The sequence below is a fragment of the Coleofasciculaceae cyanobacterium genome (genome assembly GCA_036703275.1).
Lineage (GTDB): Bacteria > Cyanobacteriota > Cyanobacteriia > Cyanobacteriales > Xenococcaceae > Waterburya.
Window position 1 is genome coordinate 1 of sequence record DATNPK010000023.1, and the last position, 22,156, is coordinate 22,156.

Annotated in this window: 22 protein-coding genes; 12 read left to right on the forward strand and 10 right to left on the reverse strand. The window is 38.6% G+C overall.

The annotated features are described in order from the left end of the window. The first annotated feature begins 511 nt into the window (after window positions 1-511). Window positions 512-1,618, forward strand: a complete 1,107-nt coding sequence (locus V6C71_04910; protein ID HEY9767835.1) for a Stf0 family sulfotransferase — start codon at window positions 512-514, stop codon at window positions 1,616-1,618. A gap of 125 nt (window positions 1,619-1,743) precedes the next feature. Here the strand turns inward: V6C71_04910 and V6C71_04915 are convergent, their stop codons facing one another. After that, entirely contained in the window at window positions 1,744-2,274 is a 531-nt protein-coding gene (locus V6C71_04915) for an alpha/beta hydrolase (protein ID HEY9767836.1), read from the reverse strand. A gap of 65 nt (window positions 2,275-2,339) precedes the next feature. Then, the gene (locus V6C71_04920; GenBank protein HEY9767837.1) at window positions 2,340-2,879 is read right to left on the reverse strand and encodes a CAP domain-containing protein; all 540 of its coding nucleotides are present in this window, start codon (window positions 2,877-2,879) and stop codon (window positions 2,340-2,342) included. 771 nt (window positions 2,880-3,650) lie between these two features. Here V6C71_04920 and V6C71_04925 point away from each other — a divergent pair. From V6C71_04925 to V6C71_04955, 7 genes are all read left to right on the forward strand, one after another. Further along, window positions 3,651-4,082 (forward strand): hypothetical protein, encoded by a 432-nt coding sequence (locus V6C71_04925; protein ID HEY9767838.1) that lies wholly within the window; start codon window positions 3,651-3,653, stop codon window positions 4,080-4,082. A 190-nt stretch (window positions 4,083-4,272) separates the two neighbouring features. Next, window positions 4,273-5,301: a type 2 isopentenyl-diphosphate Delta-isomerase gene (gene fni / locus V6C71_04930; protein ID HEY9767839.1), complete on the forward strand. Its 1,029-nt coding sequence runs from the start codon at window positions 4,273-4,275 to the stop codon at window positions 5,299-5,301. 237 nt (window positions 5,302-5,538) lie between these two features. After that, the gene (locus V6C71_04935; protein HEY9767840.1) at window positions 5,539-6,369 is read left to right on the forward strand and encodes a sulfotransferase; all 831 of its coding nucleotides are present in this window, start codon (window positions 5,539-5,541) and stop codon (window positions 6,367-6,369) included. Window positions 6,370-6,580: 211 nt separating this feature from the next. Further along, window positions 6,581-6,901, forward strand: a complete 321-nt coding sequence (locus tag V6C71_04940) for a hypothetical protein (protein HEY9767841.1) — start codon at window positions 6,581-6,583, stop codon at window positions 6,899-6,901. Window positions 6,902-6,987: 86 nt separating this feature from the next. Continuing rightward, window positions 6,988-7,524 (forward strand): GIY-YIG nuclease family protein, encoded by a 537-nt coding sequence (locus V6C71_04945; protein HEY9767842.1) that lies wholly within the window; start codon window positions 6,988-6,990, stop codon window positions 7,522-7,524. Between the two features lie 104 nt (window positions 7,525-7,628). Then, the gene (locus V6C71_04950) at window positions 7,629-9,374 is read left to right on the forward strand and encodes a serine/threonine-protein kinase (GenBank protein ID HEY9767843.1); all 1,746 of its coding nucleotides are present in this window, start codon (window positions 7,629-7,631) and stop codon (window positions 9,372-9,374) included. 186 nt (window positions 9,375-9,560) lie between these two features. Further along, entirely contained in the window at window positions 9,561-10,832 is a 1,272-nt protein-coding gene (locus V6C71_04955; protein HEY9767844.1) for a pentapeptide repeat-containing protein, read from the forward strand. Between the two features lie 134 nt (window positions 10,833-10,966). Here V6C71_04955 and V6C71_04960 read toward each other — a convergent pair whose 3' ends face one another. The 4 genes from V6C71_04960 to V6C71_04975 all read right to left on the reverse strand — a co-directional run bounded on the left by V6C71_04960 (window position 10,967) and on the right by V6C71_04975 (window position 13,907). Then, on the reverse strand, window positions 10,967-11,881 hold the full coding sequence (locus V6C71_04960; GenBank protein ID HEY9767845.1) for an alpha/beta hydrolase: 915 nt from the start codon (window positions 11,879-11,881) through the stop codon (window positions 10,967-10,969). A 153-nt stretch (window positions 11,882-12,034) separates the two neighbouring features. Then, a complete protein-coding gene (locus V6C71_04965) occupies window positions 12,035-12,448 on the reverse strand; it encodes a hypothetical protein (protein ID HEY9767846.1) in 414 nt (137 codons plus the stop codon). A gap of 328 nt (window positions 12,449-12,776) precedes the next feature. Continuing rightward, window positions 12,777-13,688, reverse strand: coding sequence for a HEAT repeat domain-containing protein (locus V6C71_04970; protein HEY9767847.1), 912 nt, complete (start codon window positions 13,686-13,688; stop codon window positions 12,777-12,779). Then, the gene (locus tag V6C71_04975) at window positions 13,689-13,907 is read right to left on the reverse strand and encodes a hypothetical protein (GenBank protein HEY9767848.1); all 219 of its coding nucleotides are present in this window, start codon (window positions 13,905-13,907) and stop codon (window positions 13,689-13,691) included. Window positions 13,908-14,069: 162 nt separating this feature from the next. On the opposite strand from V6C71_04975, the gene V6C71_04980 reads away from it, so the two are divergent. From V6C71_04980 to psbM, 4 genes are all read left to right on the forward strand, one after another. Continuing rightward, window positions 14,070-15,341 carry a HEAT repeat domain-containing protein gene (locus tag V6C71_04980; protein ID HEY9767849.1) on the forward strand — a complete coding sequence of 424 codons (1,272 nt, stop codon included), beginning with the start codon at window positions 14,070-14,072 and terminating at the stop codon, window positions 15,339-15,341. A gap of 140 nt (window positions 15,342-15,481) precedes the next feature. After that, window positions 15,482-16,270, forward strand: coding sequence for a 4'-phosphopantetheinyl transferase superfamily protein (locus tag V6C71_04985; GenBank protein ID HEY9767850.1), 789 nt, complete (start codon window positions 15,482-15,484; stop codon window positions 16,268-16,270). A 129-nt stretch (window positions 16,271-16,399) separates the two neighbouring features. Then, complete coding sequence (locus V6C71_04990) at window positions 16,400-16,714, forward strand: 2Fe-2S iron-sulfur cluster-binding protein (GenBank protein HEY9767851.1); 315 nt, start codon at window positions 16,400-16,402, stop codon at window positions 16,712-16,714. Between the two features lie 87 nt (window positions 16,715-16,801). Then, window positions 16,802-16,912, forward strand: coding sequence for a photosystem II reaction center protein PsbM (psbM, locus tag V6C71_04995; GenBank protein ID HEY9767852.1), 111 nt, complete (start codon window positions 16,802-16,804; stop codon window positions 16,910-16,912). A 193-nt stretch (window positions 16,913-17,105) separates the two neighbouring features. Here psbM and V6C71_05000 read toward each other — a convergent pair whose 3' ends face one another. The 4 genes from V6C71_05000 to V6C71_05015 all read right to left on the reverse strand — a co-directional run bounded on the left by V6C71_05000 (window position 17,106) and on the right by V6C71_05015 (window position 21,209). After that, window positions 17,106-17,627 (reverse strand): peptidase C15, encoded by a 522-nt coding sequence (locus tag V6C71_05000; GenBank protein ID HEY9767853.1) that lies wholly within the window; start codon window positions 17,625-17,627, stop codon window positions 17,106-17,108. 309 nt (window positions 17,628-17,936) lie between these two features. Continuing rightward, entirely contained in the window at window positions 17,937-18,581 is a 645-nt protein-coding gene (locus V6C71_05005; protein ID HEY9767854.1) for a reverse transcriptase domain-containing protein, read from the reverse strand. 511 nt (window positions 18,582-19,092) lie between these two features. Beyond that, window positions 19,093-20,946 (reverse strand): group II intron reverse transcriptase/maturase, encoded by a 1,854-nt coding sequence (gene ltrA, locus V6C71_05010; protein ID HEY9767855.1) that lies wholly within the window; start codon window positions 20,944-20,946, stop codon window positions 19,093-19,095. A gap of 140 nt (window positions 20,947-21,086) precedes the next feature. After that, window positions 21,087-21,209 (reverse strand): hypothetical protein, encoded by a 123-nt coding sequence (locus tag V6C71_05015; GenBank protein HEY9767856.1) that lies wholly within the window; start codon window positions 21,207-21,209, stop codon window positions 21,087-21,089. Window positions 21,210-22,156 lie beyond the last annotated feature (947 nt).

Here is a 22,156-nt window from a genome sequence, read left to right on the forward strand (position 1 = left end):
TGCGTAGTTGAACTGCTACGTAAAATAGTATACCATGAATATCTAACTGCCAAATAAATTTGGCTCGACAGATTTGAAATCTGTCGGTCGCTTATATCCACCGTTTTGAAAGACAGTGGCTTTACGCTCCTTTTCCGTAATTAATGCAACTAAACAGTTAGAGTTAGCCCATTTTTAAGCAGCAAATTTGAATCAGACTGTAAATAGCTAATTAACATAGTAAATATACTGTCTTTATTATCACGTTAGGTAATCGCTAAAACTTAATTTAACTTAAATTGGTTGATCTGCTCCCAAAAATAAGTTAACTTGATGAGACTCAAAATGGCTTTAGCAATCTTCTGTATTTTTAAAAAGTAGTGAACAACTATCTGGTAACTAAAAATAGTCAATTTTGGCTCAAGTCTATTTTGTTTAAGAATTAAGAATTGTTGAATAGACAAAACAAAAAATTGGCGATGCAGATCGCCATAAAATCGAGCAATTAGTCAAACAGTATTACCACATCAATATGGAATTAGCTAAAATATTTCAAGCTGTTGAAGAAACACAACTTTTAAAACGTCTGTCAGCTGAAGAAAGATTATTCTTGGTTGGCGATTTTGCTTCTTTGGAGTATATCAAAAACTTTTTTAGTGATTATCAGCAAGCCGATCGCAATTATTATTATGATTTATCAACTAATCAATTAGCTGACCTGAGAAAAGCCGTTCCCGACTTTCAATTATATCAAGCAGTAGTTGTCGTATCTTTAAAAGATGAAGCTGCTTTATTACCAGCAGTTAAACAGCAAGTTTCACAGCTTACTTCTGAGTTAACAGTATTAGGCTTATTTTCCGATATTTTTATTAATCTTTTGTGTCATAGACCATTATTAAAAACTAGCTCTCTTCATACACAAAGACCACAAAAGTCTTACGCTATTGTTACCACTCCCAGATCTGGATCGACATATCTGTGCGATCTTCTCGACTCAACCAAAATTGCTGGGCATCCGCTGGAACATCTAAGGTTAGCTGCTCAAGAATTATCTCGCTATTGTAATTTTAATTATCTTAAACTGCTGGATAATTTGATGGAATATCGGATTACTGATAACGGAGTATTTGGTACTAAGTTTATATCTCATTTTTTATTTGAGTTTCAACAAACTAAACCCGATTTTCGCGAAATTTTTCAATCAATCGATCGGTTTATTCTTTTAGTTAGAAAAGATAAACTAGCCCAAGCAGTATCCCTAGTTTTAGCCCAAAAAACTAATGTTTGGCATCTTCGCAATAATGCCAAAAACTCAACAAATTACCAATCAAAGTTAGAAAATATTAAAATTGACGACGTTTTACTCGATGAGGTTGCACAAAAGTGTGATTTTATCAAGAAACAAGAAGCTCGTTTAAAACGAGTATTAGCCGATAATCAAATAGAATCTTTGCTGATTATCTACGAAGACATTTTAGAAGATCCTCAACTGGAAATTAATCGTATTTTGGACTTCTTAGCGATCGCTAAGCCAGATCCTTACATTATGCAGATTAACTCTGGTATAAAAAGAATGCCTTCGGGTATTTCTCAAAAAATTATGCGGCAATTTCACCAGAGAAAAAGTATAGTGTGTTAAATAAAACAGCGATCGCGGCTAACTTTTTTAATAACATACGTAGCTTGGAATCAATCACCCTTGATTGAGACCTATAACAGTAACAATGCGGTCTAAACTTGCTGCTCTAACAACACTATTAAAACTTAGAAACCAAGACGCGAAGCAATCTCTAAACCCATACTAATTGAATTATAGGCATCAGCTAAGCGATCGCCTTCAACATAAACTTCGTCAGTAGGATAATTTTCAATTACCTCTATCAAGGTAATTTGGTCATTAGGTAAAGCAGAATTAACTAGTGCGGCACGTAAAGCTTGTCTGCTTGCTCTTCCAGATGACGTTCTAATTATTGTTCCTACTCGGTCTAATAAAATTTCACCTGGTATACTATTGAGCGCTCGGGATAAAGAAACACCATCTACGTCTACTTCTTGGGTAAGTAATCTTTGTAAATCTTCTGGTTTCGTATTGGATAATTTCAAATAGCTTTTTAGGGAAGAAGAAAGTTCGCCGCTAAGAGCAAAAGTGCTGAGTTCTTCCACAGATATCGAACCTTGTAAAATACCATACTGTAAAATCACTGATTCAGCAGCGTGAATTCTACCTGCTAATGCAAAATTCCCTACGCTAGCTAGTAAAAATCCAGAAAATAGCCAGTTCAAATTATTGTTCATTAATTACCTAAATTTTTCTTAATCTTGCGATTAAATAAACATAAAAACTCGATCGCAATTAATAGTTATACAAGAGGTCGCATAAACAACTGTGTTATGTAGTAGGTGTTTCCATCCCGCCAAATTCCTACTCCTGTTTCAGTATAAACAGAACGCAAAATATTCTCTCGATGTCCTGGGCTATTCATCCATCCTTCAACAGATCGCTCAACTGGGTTGGGAAGATTGGTACTTTGGAAAAGATTTTCACCTACAGCTGAAAAGACAATTTGTGCATTGCGTACTCGTTGGGCTGGAGTACTACCGTCGGGACTAGTGTGACTAAAAAAGTTTTCTTGTGCCATCGTTCGGCTGTAATTACGCGCTACTTGAGCTAATCTTTCATTGTTTTCGAGGACATTCAAGTCATTCTCCTGACGGATGTTGTTAATTTGCTGAGCGATTTCTGCTTCCATCTGTCCGATGTCGGCCGATTGTGCTTGGACGCTAGGTTTTGACTGTTCGGTGAGGTTTGACTCAATCCCAGGTATTCTCGAGCTAAAATCTCTAACAGGCTCGCATCCTGCCAAAGATAACGCGATCGGCATCCCCAAAATCCATGTCATTTGGGGCAATTGTTGGCAACTCTTTTTTTTTCTATTAGTTGTTTTTACTACTGCTTTAAGCTTACGGAGCATGAGAAATGTCTAGGTATTTTTTGAGTTATATCGAGATCGATTGGTAGGGCGCGATCGCTCGCTTTTGGTACAGTGCAAAATTCTTGCCAGACTAAAGCAATTATCTAGTCTAGTCATTCCCTTTTTTAGGATTAAAAATAAAGGTGACTGAAAAATGACAGCAGCAAATTTCAGCAAACCGTATGGTCGTTGCTTAATAAAAAAACAAATTATGTCAAATGTCTTAAATAATTTTTGTTTCATTTGCAGCCTACTGGGTCGATGTTGTTTAAAAGCCTGGTCTACAATTTCAGTATTGACCACAACTAGAACAGCTTTCTGCTTTGAGTACTTCGTAACAGTCTACTCGCCCACATCTTTATAATATTGTTCTGCATAAGAGTAAGATTGCAAGACACCTCTAGCCTTATCTCAACTATTGTGTAGCGACTAATCAATTTCTAATTTTATCGCTGCTAGATTTGAGTGTGTTTAAAGAGTCATTCTACTCTTAAGTAATTTTAGTTAGACTATTTGCCTAATTGTTACTGAATTTGCTCCGCATTTTCATTGACTATTAGGGTTGCTTATGTGTAAAATAATACTTAAATATAATTAATTTTTGGTTACCTTCCTTAATTTAAGACGAAGGATTTTTAACCTAAAGCGATTATCAGCATTACTGAATAAATACCAACAAACAGGAGATACCAAAATATTATGGGAGATAAAGATTTTTTCTTAGAGCCTGATGATGCAATGACCATGGGCAACATCAACTACATGAGAAAAGCGACAAGAACTAAAAGAACTTTCCCCAAGACTCTCAAAAACAAAGATGGTTTTGCCTTTGACAACGAAGTTTCTTCGATTGAAAACCGAACTAATCTTTACAAAGGCAGCAACACTAACCAAAACACCTTGGAAAACACTGTTTTCAATCCTACTCCTAGCTCTGAGTCTCAGGCAGGGATTACAGGAGGTTCAATAGTTACTCAAACTAAGCAAGTTCAGCCACAGACTAATCTAACTAGTGGCTTTAAGACACCAATTTCTCAGCCTACTCAACAGTCTCCTGAAAAACGTCGCCAATCAGACAAAAGTATGGATATGTTCCGCAACATGGCTAAAGGTATGCGTGGTAGAAAATAATTAAGATTGGGTTGACAGCTTGTTTAATAAGGCTGTTGATATATAAAGCATTTATCCGAGGTGAACTGTAACAATTCACCTCTTTTTTTGGGCTTTTTGAGCGATATTGTGAAAACTAATTTACGATATTGCTGAAACAAGTAAGATAAAGCTTACGGAATTAAAACTGTTTAATAAGGAGTAAAAATTAATGACCAATACGCAAACCAGAAAAGCCGATCACCTGCGTATTTGTCTAGAAGACGACGTACAGTTTCGTAATTTGTCTAATGGATTAGACAAATACCGTTTCGATCACTCCTGTTTGCCAGAACTTGATTTAAATGAAGTAGATATTAGTACTCAGTTTCTGGGCAAAACTTTAAACGCGCCACTTTTAATTTCCTCGATGACAGGGGGAACAGAACAGGCAAAAAAGATTAATTGCCGTTTAGCTATAGCAGCACAAAAACACGGTTTAGCAATGGGAGTAGGTTCACAACGCATTGCGGTGGAAAATCCTGATGTAGCACATACTTTTGCAGTGCGATCGCTTGCTCCCAATGCGATGTTGTTTGCCAACTTAGGAGCAGTACAGCTTAACTATACTTACGGTTTAGAACAGTGTTTACGGGTAGTCGAAATTCTTGGCGCAGATGCTCTAATTCTACACCTCAATCCTTTACAAGAATGTATCCAACCCAATGGCGATACCAGATTTAAAGGCTTACTGAATAAGATCGAGCAGCTATGTCAACAAATTAATGTTCCTGTAATTGCCAAAGAAGTAGGCAACGGTATTTCTAACAGCATGGCAACTAAACTAGTTAATGCAGGAGTAAGCATCATCGATGTAGCAGGTGCAGGGGGAACATCCTGGGCAAAGGTAGAAAGCCGAAGAGCCGAGAATAACCTACAGCGTCGACTTGGTAGAACCTTTGCTGATTGGGGAATTTCTACCGCCGACTGTATTGTTCAAATTCGTTCTTCACATCCAGAGTTGCCTTTGATTGCTTCTGGAGGTTTGCGAGACGGGATGGAAGTGGCTAAAGCGATCGCTCTGGGAGCAGATTTAGCTGGATTGGCTTTTCCTTTCTTGCAAGCAGCATCCGAATCTGAAGCAGCGATAGATGAGTTGATTGAGTTATTAATTGCCGAGATCAAAACCGTCTTATTTTGCACGGGTAACGCCAATTTATCTGAACTGACGCGATCGCCATCGTTAATTAAAGTTAATTAATCTTAAACTTTAACTTGCCCTATAACTGTCCAATCTCACTAAGCGATCAATAAAGTACAAGTTTTATGTTATTTGACAAGCATTCCATAAAACATTTAATCTAAATTATGAATGAGCGACTTCCTCAACAAACGAACCAAGAGAAATCTTATAATTATCAGCATTTCTACCAACTTCGATCATAAACATCTACCAATGAGTTTAATTAGTTCACTTAAGAACTCAGTAACCAACAATTTGACCATAAATCAAACAAGATTACTCCGTAACATTGTTGAGCCACCCTTTTTATATTCGCAACTGTCCAAACATTCGACGCTTATTTTGGGTTGTCAGCGTAGCGGTACTACCTTAATATATCTAATACTTAATGCTCATCCACAGGTTAAAGGAATTGATGAAACAGAAACTAATTATTCTTTTCCGCATCAAAGTGTTTTGTATAACAACTCCAAAAACAACTATTTAACTTGTCTAAAATTACCCAATCAAACCTTTAATTTAAAGTATATAATACAACATTTTCCTCAAACTAAAATTATTTGGCCGATACGTAATCCATATAAGGTAGTTTCTTCCATGCGCTCATTTGCAATTCAAGGTAAAGCTAAACAAGGAAATTGGTTAAAGTTTTTTGCCCAACAAGAACTGCTTAGCTTGAGTGATTTTTTTCCAGAAATAAAAACTTGGGATTTAACCAATCTAGATGAAGTTTCTTTGGGGGCATATATCTGGAAATATAAAAATTATGCTCTAGAACAATACAAAGAAACTAATTTAGATGTTTTAGTTTTCAAATATGAAGATTTACTGGATAACTCTAGGAAAGTTATTGGTGAAATGCTTAATTTTGTTGGTTTAAATTGGGACGATATAGTTTTCAATCACCACAAATACTATAATGATGATGCTAAAAGATATCCTGGTGGAACTCGTGGAGCTCGACCGATAAATGGCTCGAAGAAAGAACGCCAGCTCAATTTATCCGAACGTGAAATTGAATTAGTAACCTCGATTTGTCAAGAGCAAATGATTACATATGGTTATCAAAATTGGCAAAACAGTTGAGCAGAGCTTTATATGGTTACAATCTTGGCAAATTTTATACCGAGGATAAACTCAAACAATTAATATAATAGAACATTCTCAGATGCTGAGTGCTTTCTTGACTATTTTTTGAGTTTCTTTGACTATTGAATACGAAAAATTAACAGATAAGAATTGACTAAAAATTTCTGATACCATTTTTACTAGTTCTTTTATCTATCGATGCTTAACAATGGGTTTAAAAATAATCAAAGATTTTGATGCCACTTTTACTCTCAATCCTGAGGCTGAAGAAATTTTATTTAGCTTGCTAGCTAATAAAACTTTCACGGAACAAATTAGTCAAAGACTCCACGAAACTGAAATAAAGTTCACAAATTTATTGTTTCAACCAGTCCCCTACAGTCAGCATACACCCAAAGGAATGCCTCGAGAGTTTGAGCAATATCATAATTGTGATGAGTACATTGTGATTAATGTGCCACCTAACTTTATGTTCCAGGCTAAAATTTTTAAGCCGAGTCGTCTTTGCGCTATTTACCGCAAAGTTTAGTTATTGAGTAAATTTATGGCTATTTGTCTATTTACAGCAATTTTACTAGCGTTTAGAAACCATCAATTGTCAGCTAAGTTTAAATAATGTCTACCCAAATCGAAATGCCATCTCTCTCAAGTTTAGAATATCTGCCATATTTAGATAATGGGTGCATTAACGAAGATGTGCAGGGAAAAATTGGGGTGTACTCCATTTTTAATCAGGCTAAACAAATGCAGTATGTAGGCTATTCGCGCGATGTTTACTTAAGTCTTAAGCAACACTTGATTCGGCAACCTCAAAGTTGCTATTGGGTAAAAATACAAACTATTGCCCGTCCCAGCCGTAAGATTCTGGAAGAAACCGCTTCAGCTTGGATTAAAGAAAATGGCGTAACTCCGATAGGGAATAGTACCGAGAATTCTTGCTGGACTGAACCTATTGATGCTAATCCGGCTATGACAGAGTTAGAAAAGGCACAATATCAGCAGAGTGAAGAAATAAACCAAATTAAAATAAGAAAGAAGGTAGCCAGGCGAGTAGAAGCCGAAATCCTCAAACAGTTGAGCGATCGCGGAGTTAAAATGGAAGTTAGATTTAATCCCAAACTAAAAGAAAAAGGTTTACTGGATTTAAAGTAAATAGATTCTGCCTTTGATATTTAGATAATCACCATTCCTGGCTCACCTGAAAATAACACTAATCGAGCTGTTTTTAGATTAATAGCCATTCATCCCACATAAATATGAAAGCTGCACTGCTAAATAATCGCTATCGCATTATTAGAACTTTGGGTAGGGGAGGCTTCGGTGAAACATACCTCACAGAAGATACTCATATGCCTTCAAGACGCAAATGCGTTCTCAAGCAGCTAAAACCGATTGTTAAACAGCCTAAAGTTCCTTTGTGGATGAAAGAGCGTTTTCAACGCGAAGCAGCAATTCTAGAAGAGTTAGGAGATGGCAGCAATCAAATTCCTCAGCTTTATGCCTATTTTTCTGAATCTGAAAAATTTTATTTAATCCAGGAATGGATTGAAGGTCTAACACTCGATCAATACTGGTCACAAGAAGGTAATCTGCATCGTGATGAAGTTAGACACATACTGTTACAGCTTTTGCCAGTACTAGAGTATACTCATAGCCGTCGCATTATTCATCGGGATATTAAACCTGAAAATATTATTTTACGCCAGGGAGATAAGCTACCTTTTTTAATCGATTTTGGTGCGGTTAAAGAAGCAATGGCAACACAGGTCAATCATAATTCAGGAAGTACCTATTCCGCTTCAATTGGGACTCCTGGGTATATGTCTTCAGAACAGGCAGCAGGTCGTCCGATTTACTCCAGCGATCTATACAGCTTGGGGTTAACCGCAATTTTCTTGTTGACAGGAAAATCTCCTCATGAATTAGAAACTGACCCTCGCAACGGGGAAATAATCTGGCAAGAACACGCTCATAATCTTGATTTAGAGCTAGCTGCGGTAATCGATCGAGCAATTCGATTTCATCCTCGCGATCGCTTTACTACTGCCCGAGAAATGCTGAACGCGCTTAATTCTCGAATGAAGGCTGGCGCAGTCACTAACCTTACAGGAGTAACCTTGAATGTTGCACCAAAAAGAACTGCTACGGATGATTATGCTTTAAACAATGGTCGCAACACCTTATTTATTGAGTCGAGGCAGCCGAAACGTCAAAAACGTAGTTTATTCACCACTGTTGGGTTGTTTTTGTTAATCGCTACGGGAGTTGCAGCGGGAACATTTGCCACAGGTTTTGCGATTATCTCTAGTTTAGTGCGATCGCCAGAAACTCCTACACAAGCAGAGGTAAAACTGCCATCTCGCCAACCAGATTTATTTCCCTTGGCAACAGACAGGGAAACAGAAGGGGGTCAACCTGAAATAAACAAAGAAGATCGCGATGCAGGGACCAAAACTAAATTACCAAAAATTGCCAATCAAGCCCAAAGGAATGAACAGAAATCTGAATCAGCAGATGAGTCAGAACAACCAGAAGCAACAATAAGCAAAAAAACACCAAAAACTCTAGCAAACAATAATTTAGATCCAACGCCAGAGATTAATATTCCCATCTTGACTACAGGAACGTCTGAAAGCCAATTAGTAAGTACTTTTGGACAGCCCAATTCCGAAAGAACAGGATGGCGACCAAACAGTAAAGTTCTGGTCTACTATGACGTGATTCCCGATCGGGTAAACTTGAGCTATCAATCAGACGATACGGGCAAAATTAGACAAACAGATATCGCTCTCAATCAGTCTGTAAGCTTAGGCGCAATGCAGGAAACTCTGGGTAGAATGCTGGGAGGTGATGCTTCTGCTGAAATAAAAGAAAAACTTCGTAGCGTCTACGATCGCCAGACCAATTTTAGTTTTTTTAAAGTAGATAATTTAGAGGGCAAAGTTCAACGAGATTCAAAAGATCGGATTAATATTTCAGTTTGGGAGCGAGGATTTCAATAAGAGACTATCAACTGGCAAATGTGAGGCGCGTTTATCGTCAAGGTAGCAGAGTCAAGATAGAAGAAATTGAGGGTGAATTAGGCTGAAGTTGGTTAAAAAAAAGCAAGTTTGTCCTTCTCGAGTTAAATGCTTCTGGTATATCGTTTGAGTATGATAGATGAAATATTATTCAAATAATTTATCCGAATGAAGGAAAGGTCTGATCCCACTTCCAATATTAGTTCAGAAAATATAGCAGAACTAGAAAACGGCAAAGCCCAAACAGACGAAGAATCTTTATCTTTAGTTAAATCCGAGTCGGCAGAATCAAACAAAATTAAGCGAACTCCCGTTGTCAAAAAAAATCCTGGTCGTCAGATCAGTTTTTCACAATCGCAACTGATTATAATCGCCTTGTTGCTGATGGGGTTAGGCTTATGGTTTCGCCTTCCCTGGTTGGGTATAACTAGTGCGATCGCCGCTTTATTACTTTCTCTGGGAGTGGTGTTTGCCTCGGTTAGAGTTTGGGTAATTAAGTTTCTTACCGTCCAAGAAAGAAGAACAATTCTGGCGTTTATTGGCTTTGTCGGCGCGATCGCAGGTCTATTTAATTATCTGGGAGTCTATCGCAATATTGGCGGCTGGTTAACTCAGTTTAAATATGACGAATTTGGTTCTTGGGCAGAGTGGATTGGTGCTATTGGACAAATAGCGATCGCTATTTTGGCGGTATATGTTGCCTGGGCGCAGTATGTCATTTCTAAAGACTTAACGATTCAGCAAAATAGGATTACTCAACAGCAAACCATTGATACCTATTTTCAGGGTATTTCCGATCTGACCATAAATGAAGAAGGTTTGTTGGAAGATTGGCCTCAGGAAAGAGCGATCGCTGAAGGTAGAACTGCCTCGATTATTTCTAGCATCGATGAAAATGGCAAAGCAAAAATTATTCGTTTTTTGTCTCAATCTCGCTTATTAACGCCTCTACAACGGGATAATCGTCTTGGCAGAGCCATTCTAGATGGTAGTGGTGGATACTCCGAAGATCGTGCTTATGGAATCAGAGTTATCGATCTGGGGGTTATGCTGGCAGGAGCGTATTTAGTAGGACAAGATCTGCGCTGGACAGATCTAAGCGAAGCCAACATGGTTAGAGCTAATCTTAGTCAATGCGACTTGGTTAAGGCTAATCTTGCCCGTACTGTTCTGTATGAAGCTAATTTAGCAGGGGCAGATATTAAAGGGACGCGTTTATTTTATGGTTCACTAGAAACCGCTACTCCCCGAAGCATTACTGCTCAACCAGACTACCAAACGGGAAAGCATACAGGCGTTGTCGTCGAAAAAGCTAATCTATCGGGAGTCAAAAGAATGAGCGAGGAACAGCGTTATTATTTGTGTTCTTGGTGTGGTGAAAAGTCTCGTTCGACAGTACCAGGAGGTTGCGAAGGGATTCCTAATAAGTTAGGCAGATGATTTGTTCTTGAACTTAGCAATCGGTTTTGTCTAAAAGTAATGAATATAGATACATCACAAACCAGTTACAGTCCCCCAATTTTGGCGGATTTAGGGGGCTATCGATCGCTAACCTATACGAATAAGATTTAGCATTACAACTGACCATGTTGTAAAAAATCGCCAACAACTCTGGTAAACTCAGAGGTTGATTCATAGGGAAGTACATTACGTCCAGGAATGATGCAGCCTTCCCCTTGAGAAAGATGGGACTTATAGGCATTTAATCGTTCTTGTACTGTTTCGGGTTTGCCTTCACGACTAATACTTGAGGTTTGTTCTCCCAAGACAACTAGAGTGGGTTGGGTAATTTTGGCGATCGCCGAAGCATAATCTTTGCGCCAAAACCCTGCTAAAAAAGAAAATACCGCATAGCGACTTTGCATATTGGTTGCTCCCTTAGTTAAATCATCTAACCAAAGGCGATCGACTTGTTCGGCTTCAGCAAATAGTTGGCGTATCGAAAAAGATTCGATAAACTGACGACGACGCGCATAACGATAAAAAAGATTACCTAAGCCAAGGGGTGAATTGAATAGCAAATTCCATAACAGTTTTTGCTGTTTTGGTTTGGCAGCATTGGTTATAGTTGGCCAAGCCGGAGGCGCAGACAACACCAATCCTTTAATCAAATTAGGCTCTAGAAATTGTAATAGCTCAATCGCGATCGGCAATGAAGCTCCTTGAACCACCAAAACCACAGGCTTTTTAACTACAGTCTCAATAAAGTATTTAAGTTGAGCTGCCCAATCACGAGGATAATAAGCCACCGAAGGCATCTCAGACTCACCGCACCCTAATAAATCGGGATTATAAATTATTAAACCAGAATTTTGTGCTGACCAAGTGTGAATGAAGCGTCGCCAAAATATACGGGATAGTCCTACCCCAATAGGATGAATTAAAACTAAAGGGGATGCTTCAGGTAATTCCTTGCCCGAGCCAAAAACAGTATAGGCACAGCGAAAACCTTGCCAAGAATAAAATTGAGAGGAAGAAAAGTTAGTCATGCCTCGATTAAATATTATTTTGCGAGCAATTTGTAGGTAGATTTTATCGCTTTATAATCTTGATAGCAGGTATCGAGCCAAGATTACTCTGATTTGAACTTAGTTAAAGATATTACCGTGTACTTTAATAAAATATAAAAAAATATAGCCAGTCTAATTATTGAGAGTTTTCTTGCTGTTTTCTACCTTGATTGAATAAATTGAAAAGTTTTCTATTGAAGCATCTTTGATAAAAATAATTAAAAATTTGTCGTCGAAGTTATTTTCTGCTTGAATATCAATTTGATACTTTTTCTTGATTTTCAGCCCGATAATTTTAAACCAAAAGTTTTGTTTGGGGATGTATGATACTGGCTGATGCACCGTCGGCTCAGATTGTTCGATTGAACTATTATCAATTAAGCCAAGCTTATTTACACTATTTGTGGCTAATAATAATAAATTGACAACTATAACGCCTTGACCAAAAATATCATAGTTTTTTAAGGCATACTGTTTGAGCAACAATCGATTATTGACAATAAAGCTTTTATTTTGTCTTTTATCTATAGAAGGATTATTGGTCATTTGACATGATAATTTAAACTATGTCTCAATATGTCTCGATATATTTAATTAGCGCTGTAAACAACGTTTCTACTATTAAAATAATCTTTGATTATCTTGATTCCAAACTCTAGGTTAATCTTGAAAACAGATTCCATCTTGTTGTTAAGATAACAAAAAAAAATGCCGATGCCCAGAATAATACTGTTAAAAACAACCTGGCTTTGTTAGAAGTCACAAAAAGCGATCGCGATTGTGTTAAAGTTCGATGTGACAAATTTTTAGCTCAGCTTTACTAGCAACCAAGTAAATTAACCAGATTCGGGCTTAACTTTTTAGTAAATTGGGCTTACCAATCATCAACTTCAGTTTGTCTTTGCAATAAAGAAATAGCCAAGGAGATGGCTTTTTTAACTTTCTCATTGCTTTCTATAGTCAAAGCATTTTGCAATGGCGCAATTGAACTGCGATCGCCCATCTTCATTAAGGACAAGGCTGCCGATTTACGGGTTTCTGCTTCAGGATGATTTAGTAGTTCGCTCAAGTAAGGAATCGCCGGTTGATATTTTAAATTACCCAAGACGGCTGCTGCTTCACTACGAACATTAACTGCGGTATCTTTTAAAGAGCTAAGCAATAGATTTAAGGCTTGGATATCGTCGCGATCTTCTTCAGCTACCTTAGCGATCGCTCCTACCACTGCTGCTCTAACTTCAGGTGAATCTGAGGCGTATGCAGCATATAGTTTATCCTTGGCTTTCGCTCCAATAAATGCTAATGCCCAAGCTGCGTGACCTTTATTACTCTCACTCGAATCTGGTGAAGCTAATACCTCTAACAATGGCGTTACTGAGGCTTCTCCTGTACGAGCGAGTGCGCCAATAGCAGATGCTTGTACTACTGTATCTCCATCATTAAGCAGCGCGTAAATTAAATGAGGAACAGCTTCAGGATCTTCAATTAACGTCAAAGTTTTTCCTGCTGCTCTTCTAACAACTACATTAGAATGATGCAATAGAGCCTCAATTAAAGTATCTACCGCAGGTTTGCCTACCGCTCCCAATGCCTCAGCAAAGCCTAATCTAACTAGCCCTCTAGTATCTGCCAAACATTGCACCATCTGCCAAATCAGCTGTCGATCTCGATGATCGAAAGTACCATGAGCAATTTCTTGATTTACTCTTGATAAGAGTTGATCGGTTTCTTGATGAGAAAGTAGCAGTGTTTCGCCATTTTTAATCGCATCGGACATCTCAGTCATTTAATCACTCGCAGTCAGGGTGGCCTGTTGTTCTCGTATCCGTTGCAGTTTGGCATCAATGTCGGCAAGCTGTGGTTCTAATTTGGCCATAGTTGCTTTTTTTGATAGCTTAGCTTTTTTAGCCGCTTCCATCGTTTCAGTAACTAAACGTTCACGATATTTTTCAAATTCGATAATCAGCTCGGCTAAATCTGCTGCCGTTACGGGAGTTTGCGCCATGTTCTTAATGTTCCTTAAACTAACTTAGTTTAGTGTTTGATTTGAGTTTATGCTTTTAATTTTCTCAGATTGTTTGCTAACAGTAAACTACTCAAGATTAACTTAGGCAGAAAGTTATAAACTATTGATTAATTAGAATCGATTATTAAATTTATTAAAGTAATGGATAACAGATTTTCTAATATATTTAACTTAACTGAAGACCAGGCGATCGCACTGTTGAAAAAGCCTTTAAATACTGAGGATGGAACATCTGAACGTTATGTAGGTGCGGCACACCTAATCAACTTTCCTACCGAGAGATCGATTGATGCCCTAATCGAAGCAATCCAAGATCGCGATCCTGCCTTGGAAAATCGAATTGCCAGACGCAAAGCAGTAGAAAGTTTAGGACGCTTAAAGGCAGTTAAAGCAATGCCAGTAATAAAGTGTTGTTTAAACGATGAAGACTCACTAACAGTGGAAAACGCAGTCTGGGCAATTGGAGAAATCGGCACAGAAGATCGGTTTATCCTCGAAGCGATCGCCGATTTACTAACTAAACCTAATCAAACCTATCGCGTAATTATCCATACCTTAGCCAACTTTGATTACAAACCAGCTATAAGCAGAATCGAGCCTTTTACTGATGATCCTGATGAAACGATCGCCAGTGCGGCGATTGCTTCTTTGGCTCGGTTAACTGACAACCTGAGTCAGATGGATCGTGTAGCTGAGTTTCTTCAGCACAGTAATATTAATGTCAGACGCGCCTGTATACAGGATTTAATTGACGTGGAGTATTATCCAGCAATTTCGGCAATTGCCAAAGCGCCAATTTCCAGAGTCTTTCGTTTACGAGGCATTCGGCTATTAGCAGCCAAAGGTTTAGCTGCGGGTAAAATTAGTTTTGCCGAGATTGAACCCAGCTTAGATCGAATAGTGCGCGATCGACCCCAAGACATTGAAATGGTACACGAATACGACCAAGCACCATCTAAAGAATTTTTAATCAGAGAACTTTATCATACTGACTTTGGACGTTGTTATCTAGCCGGAAAAACTTTATTGTCAATATATCATCCAAAAGAAGCTACAGATGCCCTGTTACAAACTTACGCTGAGGAAGCACATAACGACTATGGCGCACATTTTCATGTGGTTAAATTATTAGGCTTACTCAATCACCAGCCTAGTTACGATTTAATAGTAGAGGCTTTGCATAATACATCTCCTCAGTTTCAGAAATCTCGCGCAGCAGCGGCGATCGCTTTAGGAAATCTTCAGGCTACGCAAGCTATTCCTATTCTTAAAGAAACTCTAAATACGCCAATTTTTGACCTCAAATATGCTTGTCTTTTGGCATTGGAACAATTAGGTGAAAGCTGTTGGTCAGAAGTAGCAGATGATCAAAATCTTTTGATTAAGGCTAAGGCAAATCACAAAATGAATTAAACAAATATTAATCTCAAAAGCAAATACTTTATTTAATTTAAATTTATGAGTTCACGCCAATTTATAACTAAAGGGGAAGGTTTGCCTTTTGGCGGAAAAATTAAGGTGACGGGGTTTGCGGTAAAAAATAGGTTTTTAACATGAGAGACCACAATCGTCAAGAAACAATTTGGCAATTTCCTCAAAGTCAACCAATGTTGGAAGAAGGTCAGGTTCATATTTGGCGCGCTAGCCTTGATTTACCTACCGTAGTAATTGACCAGTTAGCTACTTTTTTATCACCTGATGAAATAGAGCGAGCCAATAAATTTCGCTTTGCACAACATAAAAGAAGATTTATTGCAGCCAGAGGTATTTTAAGAGAGTTGTTGAGTAATTATCTGCAAATTAGTCCCAATGATTTAAAATTCAAGTATGGAGATCGCGGGAAGCCTCTGTTAACTGGGTTCAAACAGGATAGTCCTTTAAAATTTAATCTTTCTCACTCTGAAGAATACGTTCTTTACGGGTTCACCTATCATCACTCTATTGGAGTAGATCTTGAATACATAAGAGAAATGCCAGATGCAGTTAAAATTGCTCAGCGTTTTTTTTCTGATAGAGAATATAGATTAATCAATAGTGTTGAAGATACACAAAAATCGGCAGTGTTTTTTAAGTTGTGGACTGCAAAAGAGGCTTATTTAAAAGCGATCGGTATAGGACTAGCAGGTTCGTTAGCCAATGTCGATATAATCTTCGACTGCGTTCAATCTCCTCGCCTACTAGCAATTTCAGGAAGTAAAACAGCAGTGACAAGTTGGTCAATCTATTCTTGTATTCCTGCAACAAGCTATATAGCAACAATAGCAGTTAAAACTTTGATACCCTTTAAGCAAATTAATTTCTGGCATTGGCATCAAGGTAGTTCCAGCATTACTCCCGACTGATTGCTAAAAGCAAATAATTGCGCCATGTAAACAATACTCTTGAAAACCCCATAAGTATTAAAATCAATGTATGATTTCTTATGAATTCTTAATATTATAGTAAGCAGGATTTAACAAGAGAGAATTTTTATGACGACAATTACCTTTGCCAAGGAAAAACAAGAAGTGATCGCTGCACAGGGGTCAAATTTGCGCGAGAAAGCTCTTCAAAATCGAGTTGATATTTATACTTTCGGCGGTAAGCTCAGAAATTGTGGTGGTTATGGGCAATGTGCAACTTGTATTGTCGAAGTTGCTGAAGGCATGGAGAATTTATCTCCTAAAACAGATTTTGAAAAGCGCAGATTAAAGAAAAAGCCTGATAACTATCGTTTAGCTTGTCAAACTCTAGTCAATGGTCCAGTCACTATAATTACCAAACCAAAGCCTTCTAAGAAGAAATAAACATTGTCTATGCAGCTATTCCCTAAGTAATGATATTCTAGAGAAGAATGTTGTTTTAATAATTACTTACTTAGGAGCTGTTATTGTATGGAAGTTAATGATTTGGGATTTGTAGCTACAATCCTATTTGTTTTAGTTCCTACCGTCTTCTTGCTAATTCTTTTTATCCAAACAAATAAAGATCAAAGAGAAAATTAATATAGTTTGAAACGCCAAATAATTTATATTATTGAGTCAAAGCGTGACATATAAAAAGAGCGATGCCTAATTGCTTAAGAAAATATCATTGAAGTGCAAAATAATCTAGATTATTGTTGTATTAACTGGTATGTAAAACTTTTTTGTATGTTTAAAGTTGACTCTATTTTTGTGCTTAAAAACTGCCAATATATCAATTTTTGGCAGAGTGTATAAAACGAATGATCTTAATGAAGTCGTGTTGAATATTTTCCCGATTATCGGCATTAATAATAGGAATATGTACAAAAATACAGGGTACATTTGTTGTCGTTTCGGCATAAATATATTTTAGTACTTGATAATATAAACCCTCGCATACAAAATTGCCAGCATGATGACTAATTTTAGTATTATTTAAACAAGCTATCAGTTTATCTAATTTCACATTAGTAACAAGGCAATCTTCTCCACACATTGCATTAGATTCTAGAGTTAATTTATCTCTAGATTCCGCCATTCCACAACAAATAATACCTTGAGGATTTTTGATTTTGATCGATTTAATGACTTGCTGAGCTGCTAATTCTGTATTTACAGGAAGTTTTCTGAGAAAATAGCAAAGATTAAAATATACTGGTTGCTTTTGGATTATTTTTAACAAGTCATCAGCAGAATTCGAGCTTTGATGAGGTAGCCATGTTTGAAAGGATGTTAAAAGTAGTTGAGAAGACATTGCTTTGTATTGAGTAGAGTCGAGGGAGAGTATAACCTCTCGCCCCTCTCTGTGAAATCCGAGCGTGCTGATTTCTCCGCACTCGGCTTCCGAAAATCTTAGCTTTCGCTTTTGCTCATGTGAGTGTATTGATGGCAGCTTCTATGAACAGCTAATAGGTTTTTGCTGTCCCAGTTGTCGTGGTTGCCATCGATGTGATGTAGTTCTACTCTTTCTGTGTCCAGAAATTTTAATTTACAGTACCCGCATGAATGGCTTTGTTTCTTGAGTGTCTTGGCTGTTGCTCCGTCGTAGAGGACGCTGTTTCTCTTAGACCAGTAAACTATATGGTTTTAAAATAAAAACCATGTCATCCGCATATCTTATGCTTTTGTAACGGTACTGCGTACCGTGATTGTATTTTCCTATATCTTCTATACCGTTTAAGGCGATATTCGCCAATAATGGTGAAACGACCCCTCCTTGGGGTGTTCCTTGATTAGGAAATTCTGGGTTAGTGCCTGATTTGAGACATTTGCGTATTCCGCTTATGGCAAAATTGGGGGCAATAATCCGATCTAGGATAGCCTTATGGCTTATGCGGTCGAAGCATTTTTCAATATCTAGTTCTAAGACTATTTTATCGATTCCATTTACTCTGCTATTGAGGTTGTTGAACAGTTGTCTTTGGGCATCATGAGTGCCTCTTCCTGGTCGGAAACCGTAGCTTAGTGCGTGGAATGTTGCTTCGTGTGCTGGTTCTAGAGCATATTTGACAAGACATTGCCATGCTCTATCGGCAATAGTGGGAACTTTTAACAATTGCTTCGAGCCGTCCTTTTTTGGGATGGGTATCTCTCTTAAGCCTTGATGACACCAAGTCTTTGTCTTTTTCTCTAATCGCTTTAAATATTCTTCTTTGTAGACGGAATAGTACTTTCTGAAGATTTTTCCAGTCGGTGAATTCCCATTCATCGCTATAACTTGCGCTATGCGTCATAAACCCTAATCTACTCCGTTGATTATTTATCTGATTTCCTTTTGGCGCGGAAAGCAAAGCTTTCCCAGTCGTCGTTAAGACGACGATCTGAGTGCTTCGTCCTCTGTACGCCTCATCTTACCCTCTGCTTGGTTTTCCGCTGCTCGTCTAGCCTATTCTGGTTTACGACCCCAGAAACCAAGTATCAGAGTTTTTATTCGTTCCGAAAGTTGGATTGGCTGGTGCTTTAGGGCGATTCACTTTGCCTATTACTTCCTCAGAGAAACGGCTATTGGATGTACGACGCCGTGAGAATCAAGTAATGAAGTCTACATTTGTTATTCAGATTGTAGCTTTGAAGTGAGACACTTTCTTAGAATCTATTTACCATTAGGGTCGAGGTGAGTGTTACCACTACACCCCTCCCGTCCGAAACCGAGCGTGAAAGATTTCCCCTCACTCGGCTACTCAACATATTTCCCATTGTCAGTAGGACATCCTGCTATATCAATTAGAAGGGATTAGGAAATCGTTATCATCCCAGAACCAGTTTAATTTAGCTAGTGTTTGATTGATATAATCCATGTATTTTATGAATCTTTGATTCCTAATAAATTCCAAATCAAGGGCAGTTTTTTCGTCATGGCAGTGACCATGTAGGAGTTGTAGATTCTTATATTCGTCTTTGCCACCAAGGGCGCGAGGAATATTGTGGTCAGTTTCTAACAAATCTCCTTCACGGAAGTTTAGGCAACACCAGGGACATATCCCTTTTTGTCTCTTGAGCAGTGATGCTTTTCGCGAAGGCATATCGGGACTGCGCCCCATTCTGGTACTCCAGTAAACCAATTTTCCGTTGAACGGACTGGCATCTCCTTTAACTTTCACGTACTCAGTACTACTGCTTCCAAACTCAGTATGTGAAAGTAACCGAAGGGGATTTTCATCTCCTTTCCTGGTTGCGAATACCCAATTGTTGTTGCCGATGGCCGTCCAGTATTTCTTTCGTGCTTGATTCAAATCACCTGTACGGTGACGACTCCAAGCTCTAAGTTTTTGATAGACGAGGTGGTCTTGCCTAGAGAATACTCCTGTAGTCTGGGCATCAGAGAATGAGTAATAATTAGCCCATCCTCTGATAATCGGATTAAGCTCCATAATGAGCTTTGATTGGTGGGAGTATTTATGTTTTTTAAGAACATCTTTCAGTTTTTGTTGATGTTTCTTACAGGCATCCTTTGATGGTGTAATGAGTGTCCTAAAACCAAGTTTTTCTTTGGAGCTAGGGTGTATTGAACTTTTGTATTTTCCCACCCTAAATTGACGGATGTGATATCCCAAGAAGTCAAATCCAGCTTGAGCATCCTCGCTTAGCTCTGGAAATAGAGTGTGGGCGATTCTGGTCTTTGATGGTTTTAGTTCCAATCCCATGTCCTTTAACCACTCAGAGATTAATTCTCTGCATCTTTGGATTATATTGAGGTCGCTATGAAGGACGAGAAAGTCATCGGCATATCTGATAAAGGTCAATGATTGAGCCTTTTCTCGTTGACTTAATACCTTACCACTGGGATATCTAATCTTTATGATTTTTACTAACTCTTTCAGCATAGTTTCCATTCCATGAAGGGCAATATTAGCGAGTAATGGGCTAATCACTCCTCCTTGCGGTGTTCCCTCAGATGTGGCAGTAAATACTCTTTGGTCAATGACCCCAGATTTTAGCCATGCTTTTATTTGTTGCCTGACTTTACCCGCGTATCCGAGTTTCTGGAGTAGAGCAGCGTGGTTAATGCAGTCAAAACATTTTGATATGTCAGCATCTAAAACAAACTTTGGTTTCTTCAAAATACTGTTTTTTATTGTTAAGACTGCATCTTGACAGGAACGTCCTGGTCGAAAACCATACGAATTAGGCTCAAAAAGAGCCTCCCATTCTGGTTCGAGTGCATTTTTTAGTAATGCTTGTAAGGCTCGGTCGTATATTGTTGGTATTCCCAGTGGACGTTTTTCCTCCTTTCCAGGTTTGGGTATCCATACTCGGCGAGTGGGTCTACTTTTGCCTGAAAATTTGAGTTGTCCTACGAGTTTAAAACGTGCTTCTGGGGATAGGGATTTACGCCCATCCACTCCTGCTGTCTTTCGCCCTCTGTTATCTTGTGTTACCCGACGAATCGATAAAACCTTATTTGACCAAGACCTCATAAGTGTTTTTTGGAGTTTTCTTACTCTTTTTACATCTCCACGACGAGATGCTGCGTAAATGTTCTTTTGCAGCTTAAAGACGTATCGCTCGACTTTATGCCAATTGATATCGTCCCATCCCACAGTATTCTGTTTGATTGAATCTGTACTAGGCATATTTGCTACTACTTGTACCTTTACACATCAATATATTGCGAGTCACGTCTGCATATCCTGGGGGTTATCCCTTCCCTTTTCAGGCAAAATGCTTGTAATTTCAAGCTAGGCTTTGGCTTCTTGACCCATCTTCCTCAATCTCACCATACGGTTTCGACGATACCTACCAGTTGTCCTGGGGGTGAGAATGAGTTACTTCGTTCCTGTAATTCTTTGCTGTACATGAAGACATATACAGTTGATTTGAGTTCTTTAGGGTTCATCTGTCCGCCTATGTGGATTGATTGTGCGTCACAACAAACCACGAATGTTGTGAATCATTATCCTGTCTGATGTTTCAGACGCAGGGTGTGGCTTGACCCACTAGCTTATATCCCCTGCTAGGGAGTTAAGACGGTTCAGTAGATGATTCGTTTAGAATGTTTCTACCCCACGATGTCCTTTTCCTCAGATTTAACTTTAGTCCAGGATCGGATATAGAACTCTTGCTTGCGGTTAGGCGTTTTCAGCAATTGTCGCTCTGCCCGCTTTCAGTCCCGCATATTACATTTGGGTTGTCATCCCAGATGTAAGGGAAACTTCTCTCCTCCGTCGCCAGAGGGGACGCTCTGTGCGATGCGCAGCGAGTCCTTTAGGGCTTTTCGACCCGCACAAGGTCGCAATGAATTGGTTTTCTAGGATAATCACCTCACATTGAAGAATTACAAGTTATCATTTCTGTTAAGGATTAAAGTGCGAACTCAATCCAGAATTGGATTACTTAACACAAAGCCATACATCCCTCCTCGGTATAGGATTTCGTATGAACGAATCGCACCATGACACCTCCCCATTAACGCCAGTGCTGCCTATCTGTTTTGGCTCTGATTGCGTCCTGTTACCAGCTTCACCCTCCAGAATTCCGAGTCTAGTCAGTGTGGTCAGTTCGGGAGTCATCTTTCTCTTAGATGGCGGGATTTTAACCCGCATCCATCTTTCAGTTCAGGTTACATACGGTTTTCTCCCCGTCATCACCTGGATATTCATACCCTCATAGTTTCTATAAGCTCCTAATATCAACGAATCGCACACATCCTCTTCAGCCTGAAGGCATGAAGATTCCCCTAGAACAAAGACAATTGCTTCGGGGTGGTAAACGTTTCACCGCCAACAGCAAGCTTCGCTTGACTTACACTCGCTCGACGTTCGTTTTTATACTGGTCGGATTGCC

Coding starts and splice junctions, on each gene's coding strand:
- V6C71_04960 (HEY9767845.1), bottom strand. CDS start 11,881: ATGACTAACTTTTCTTCCTCTCAATTTTATTCTTGGCAAGGTTTTCGC.
- V6C71_04910 (HEY9767835.1), top strand. CDS start 512: ATGGAATTAGCTAAAATATTTCAAGCTGTTGAAGAAACACAACTTTTA.
- V6C71_05015 (HEY9767856.1), bottom strand. CDS start 21,209: ATGAACCCTAAAGAACTCAAATCAACTGTATATGTCTTCATGTACAGC.
- V6C71_05005 (HEY9767854.1), bottom strand. CDS start 18,581: ATGAATGGGAATTCACCGACTGGAAAAATCTTCAGAAAGTACTATTCC.
- V6C71_05000 (HEY9767853.1), bottom strand. CDS start 17,627: ATGTCTTCTCAACTACTTTTAACATCCTTTCAAACATGGCTACCTCAT.
- fni (HEY9767839.1), top strand. CDS start 4,273: ATGACCAATACGCAAACCAGAAAAGCCGATCACCTGCGTATTTGTCTA.
- V6C71_04945 (HEY9767842.1), top strand. CDS start 6,988: ATGTCTACCCAAATCGAAATGCCATCTCTCTCAAGTTTAGAATATCTG.
- V6C71_04940 (HEY9767841.1), top strand. CDS start 6,581: ATGGGTTTAAAAATAATCAAAGATTTTGATGCCACTTTTACTCTCAAT.
- V6C71_04965 (HEY9767846.1), bottom strand. CDS start 12,448: ATGACCAATAATCCTTCTATAGATAAAAGACAAAATAAAAGCTTTATT.
- V6C71_04955 (HEY9767844.1), top strand. CDS start 9,561: ATGAAGGAAAGGTCTGATCCCACTTCCAATATTAGTTCAGAAAATATA.
- V6C71_04950 (HEY9767843.1), top strand. CDS start 7,629: ATGAAAGCTGCACTGCTAAATAATCGCTATCGCATTATTAGAACTTTG.
- V6C71_04985 (HEY9767850.1), top strand. CDS start 15,482: ATGAGAGACCACAATCGTCAAGAAACAATTTGGCAATTTCCTCAAAGT.
- V6C71_04990 (HEY9767851.1), top strand. CDS start 16,400: ATGACGACAATTACCTTTGCCAAGGAAAAACAAGAAGTGATCGCTGCA.
- V6C71_04980 (HEY9767849.1), top strand. CDS start 14,070: ATGGATAACAGATTTTCTAATATATTTAACTTAACTGAAGACCAGGCG.
- psbM (HEY9767852.1), top strand. CDS start 16,802: ATGGAAGTTAATGATTTGGGATTTGTAGCTACAATCCTATTTGTTTTA.
- V6C71_04975 (HEY9767848.1), bottom strand. CDS start 13,907: ATGGCGCAAACTCCCGTAACGGCAGCAGATTTAGCCGAGCTGATTATC.
- ltrA (HEY9767855.1), bottom strand. CDS start 20,946: ATGCCTAGTACAGATTCAATCAAACAGAATACTGTGGGATGGGACGAT.
- V6C71_04920 (HEY9767837.1), bottom strand. CDS start 2,879: ATGACATGGATTTTGGGGATGCCGATCGCGTTATCTTTGGCAGGATGC.
- V6C71_04970 (HEY9767847.1), bottom strand. CDS start 13,688: ATGACTGAGATGTCCGATGCGATTAAAAATGGCGAAACACTGCTACTT.
- V6C71_04915 (HEY9767836.1), bottom strand. CDS start 2,274: ATGAACAATAATTTGAACTGGCTATTTTCTGGATTTTTACTAGCTAGC.
- V6C71_04925 (HEY9767838.1), top strand. CDS start 3,651: ATGGGAGATAAAGATTTTTTCTTAGAGCCTGATGATGCAATGACCATG.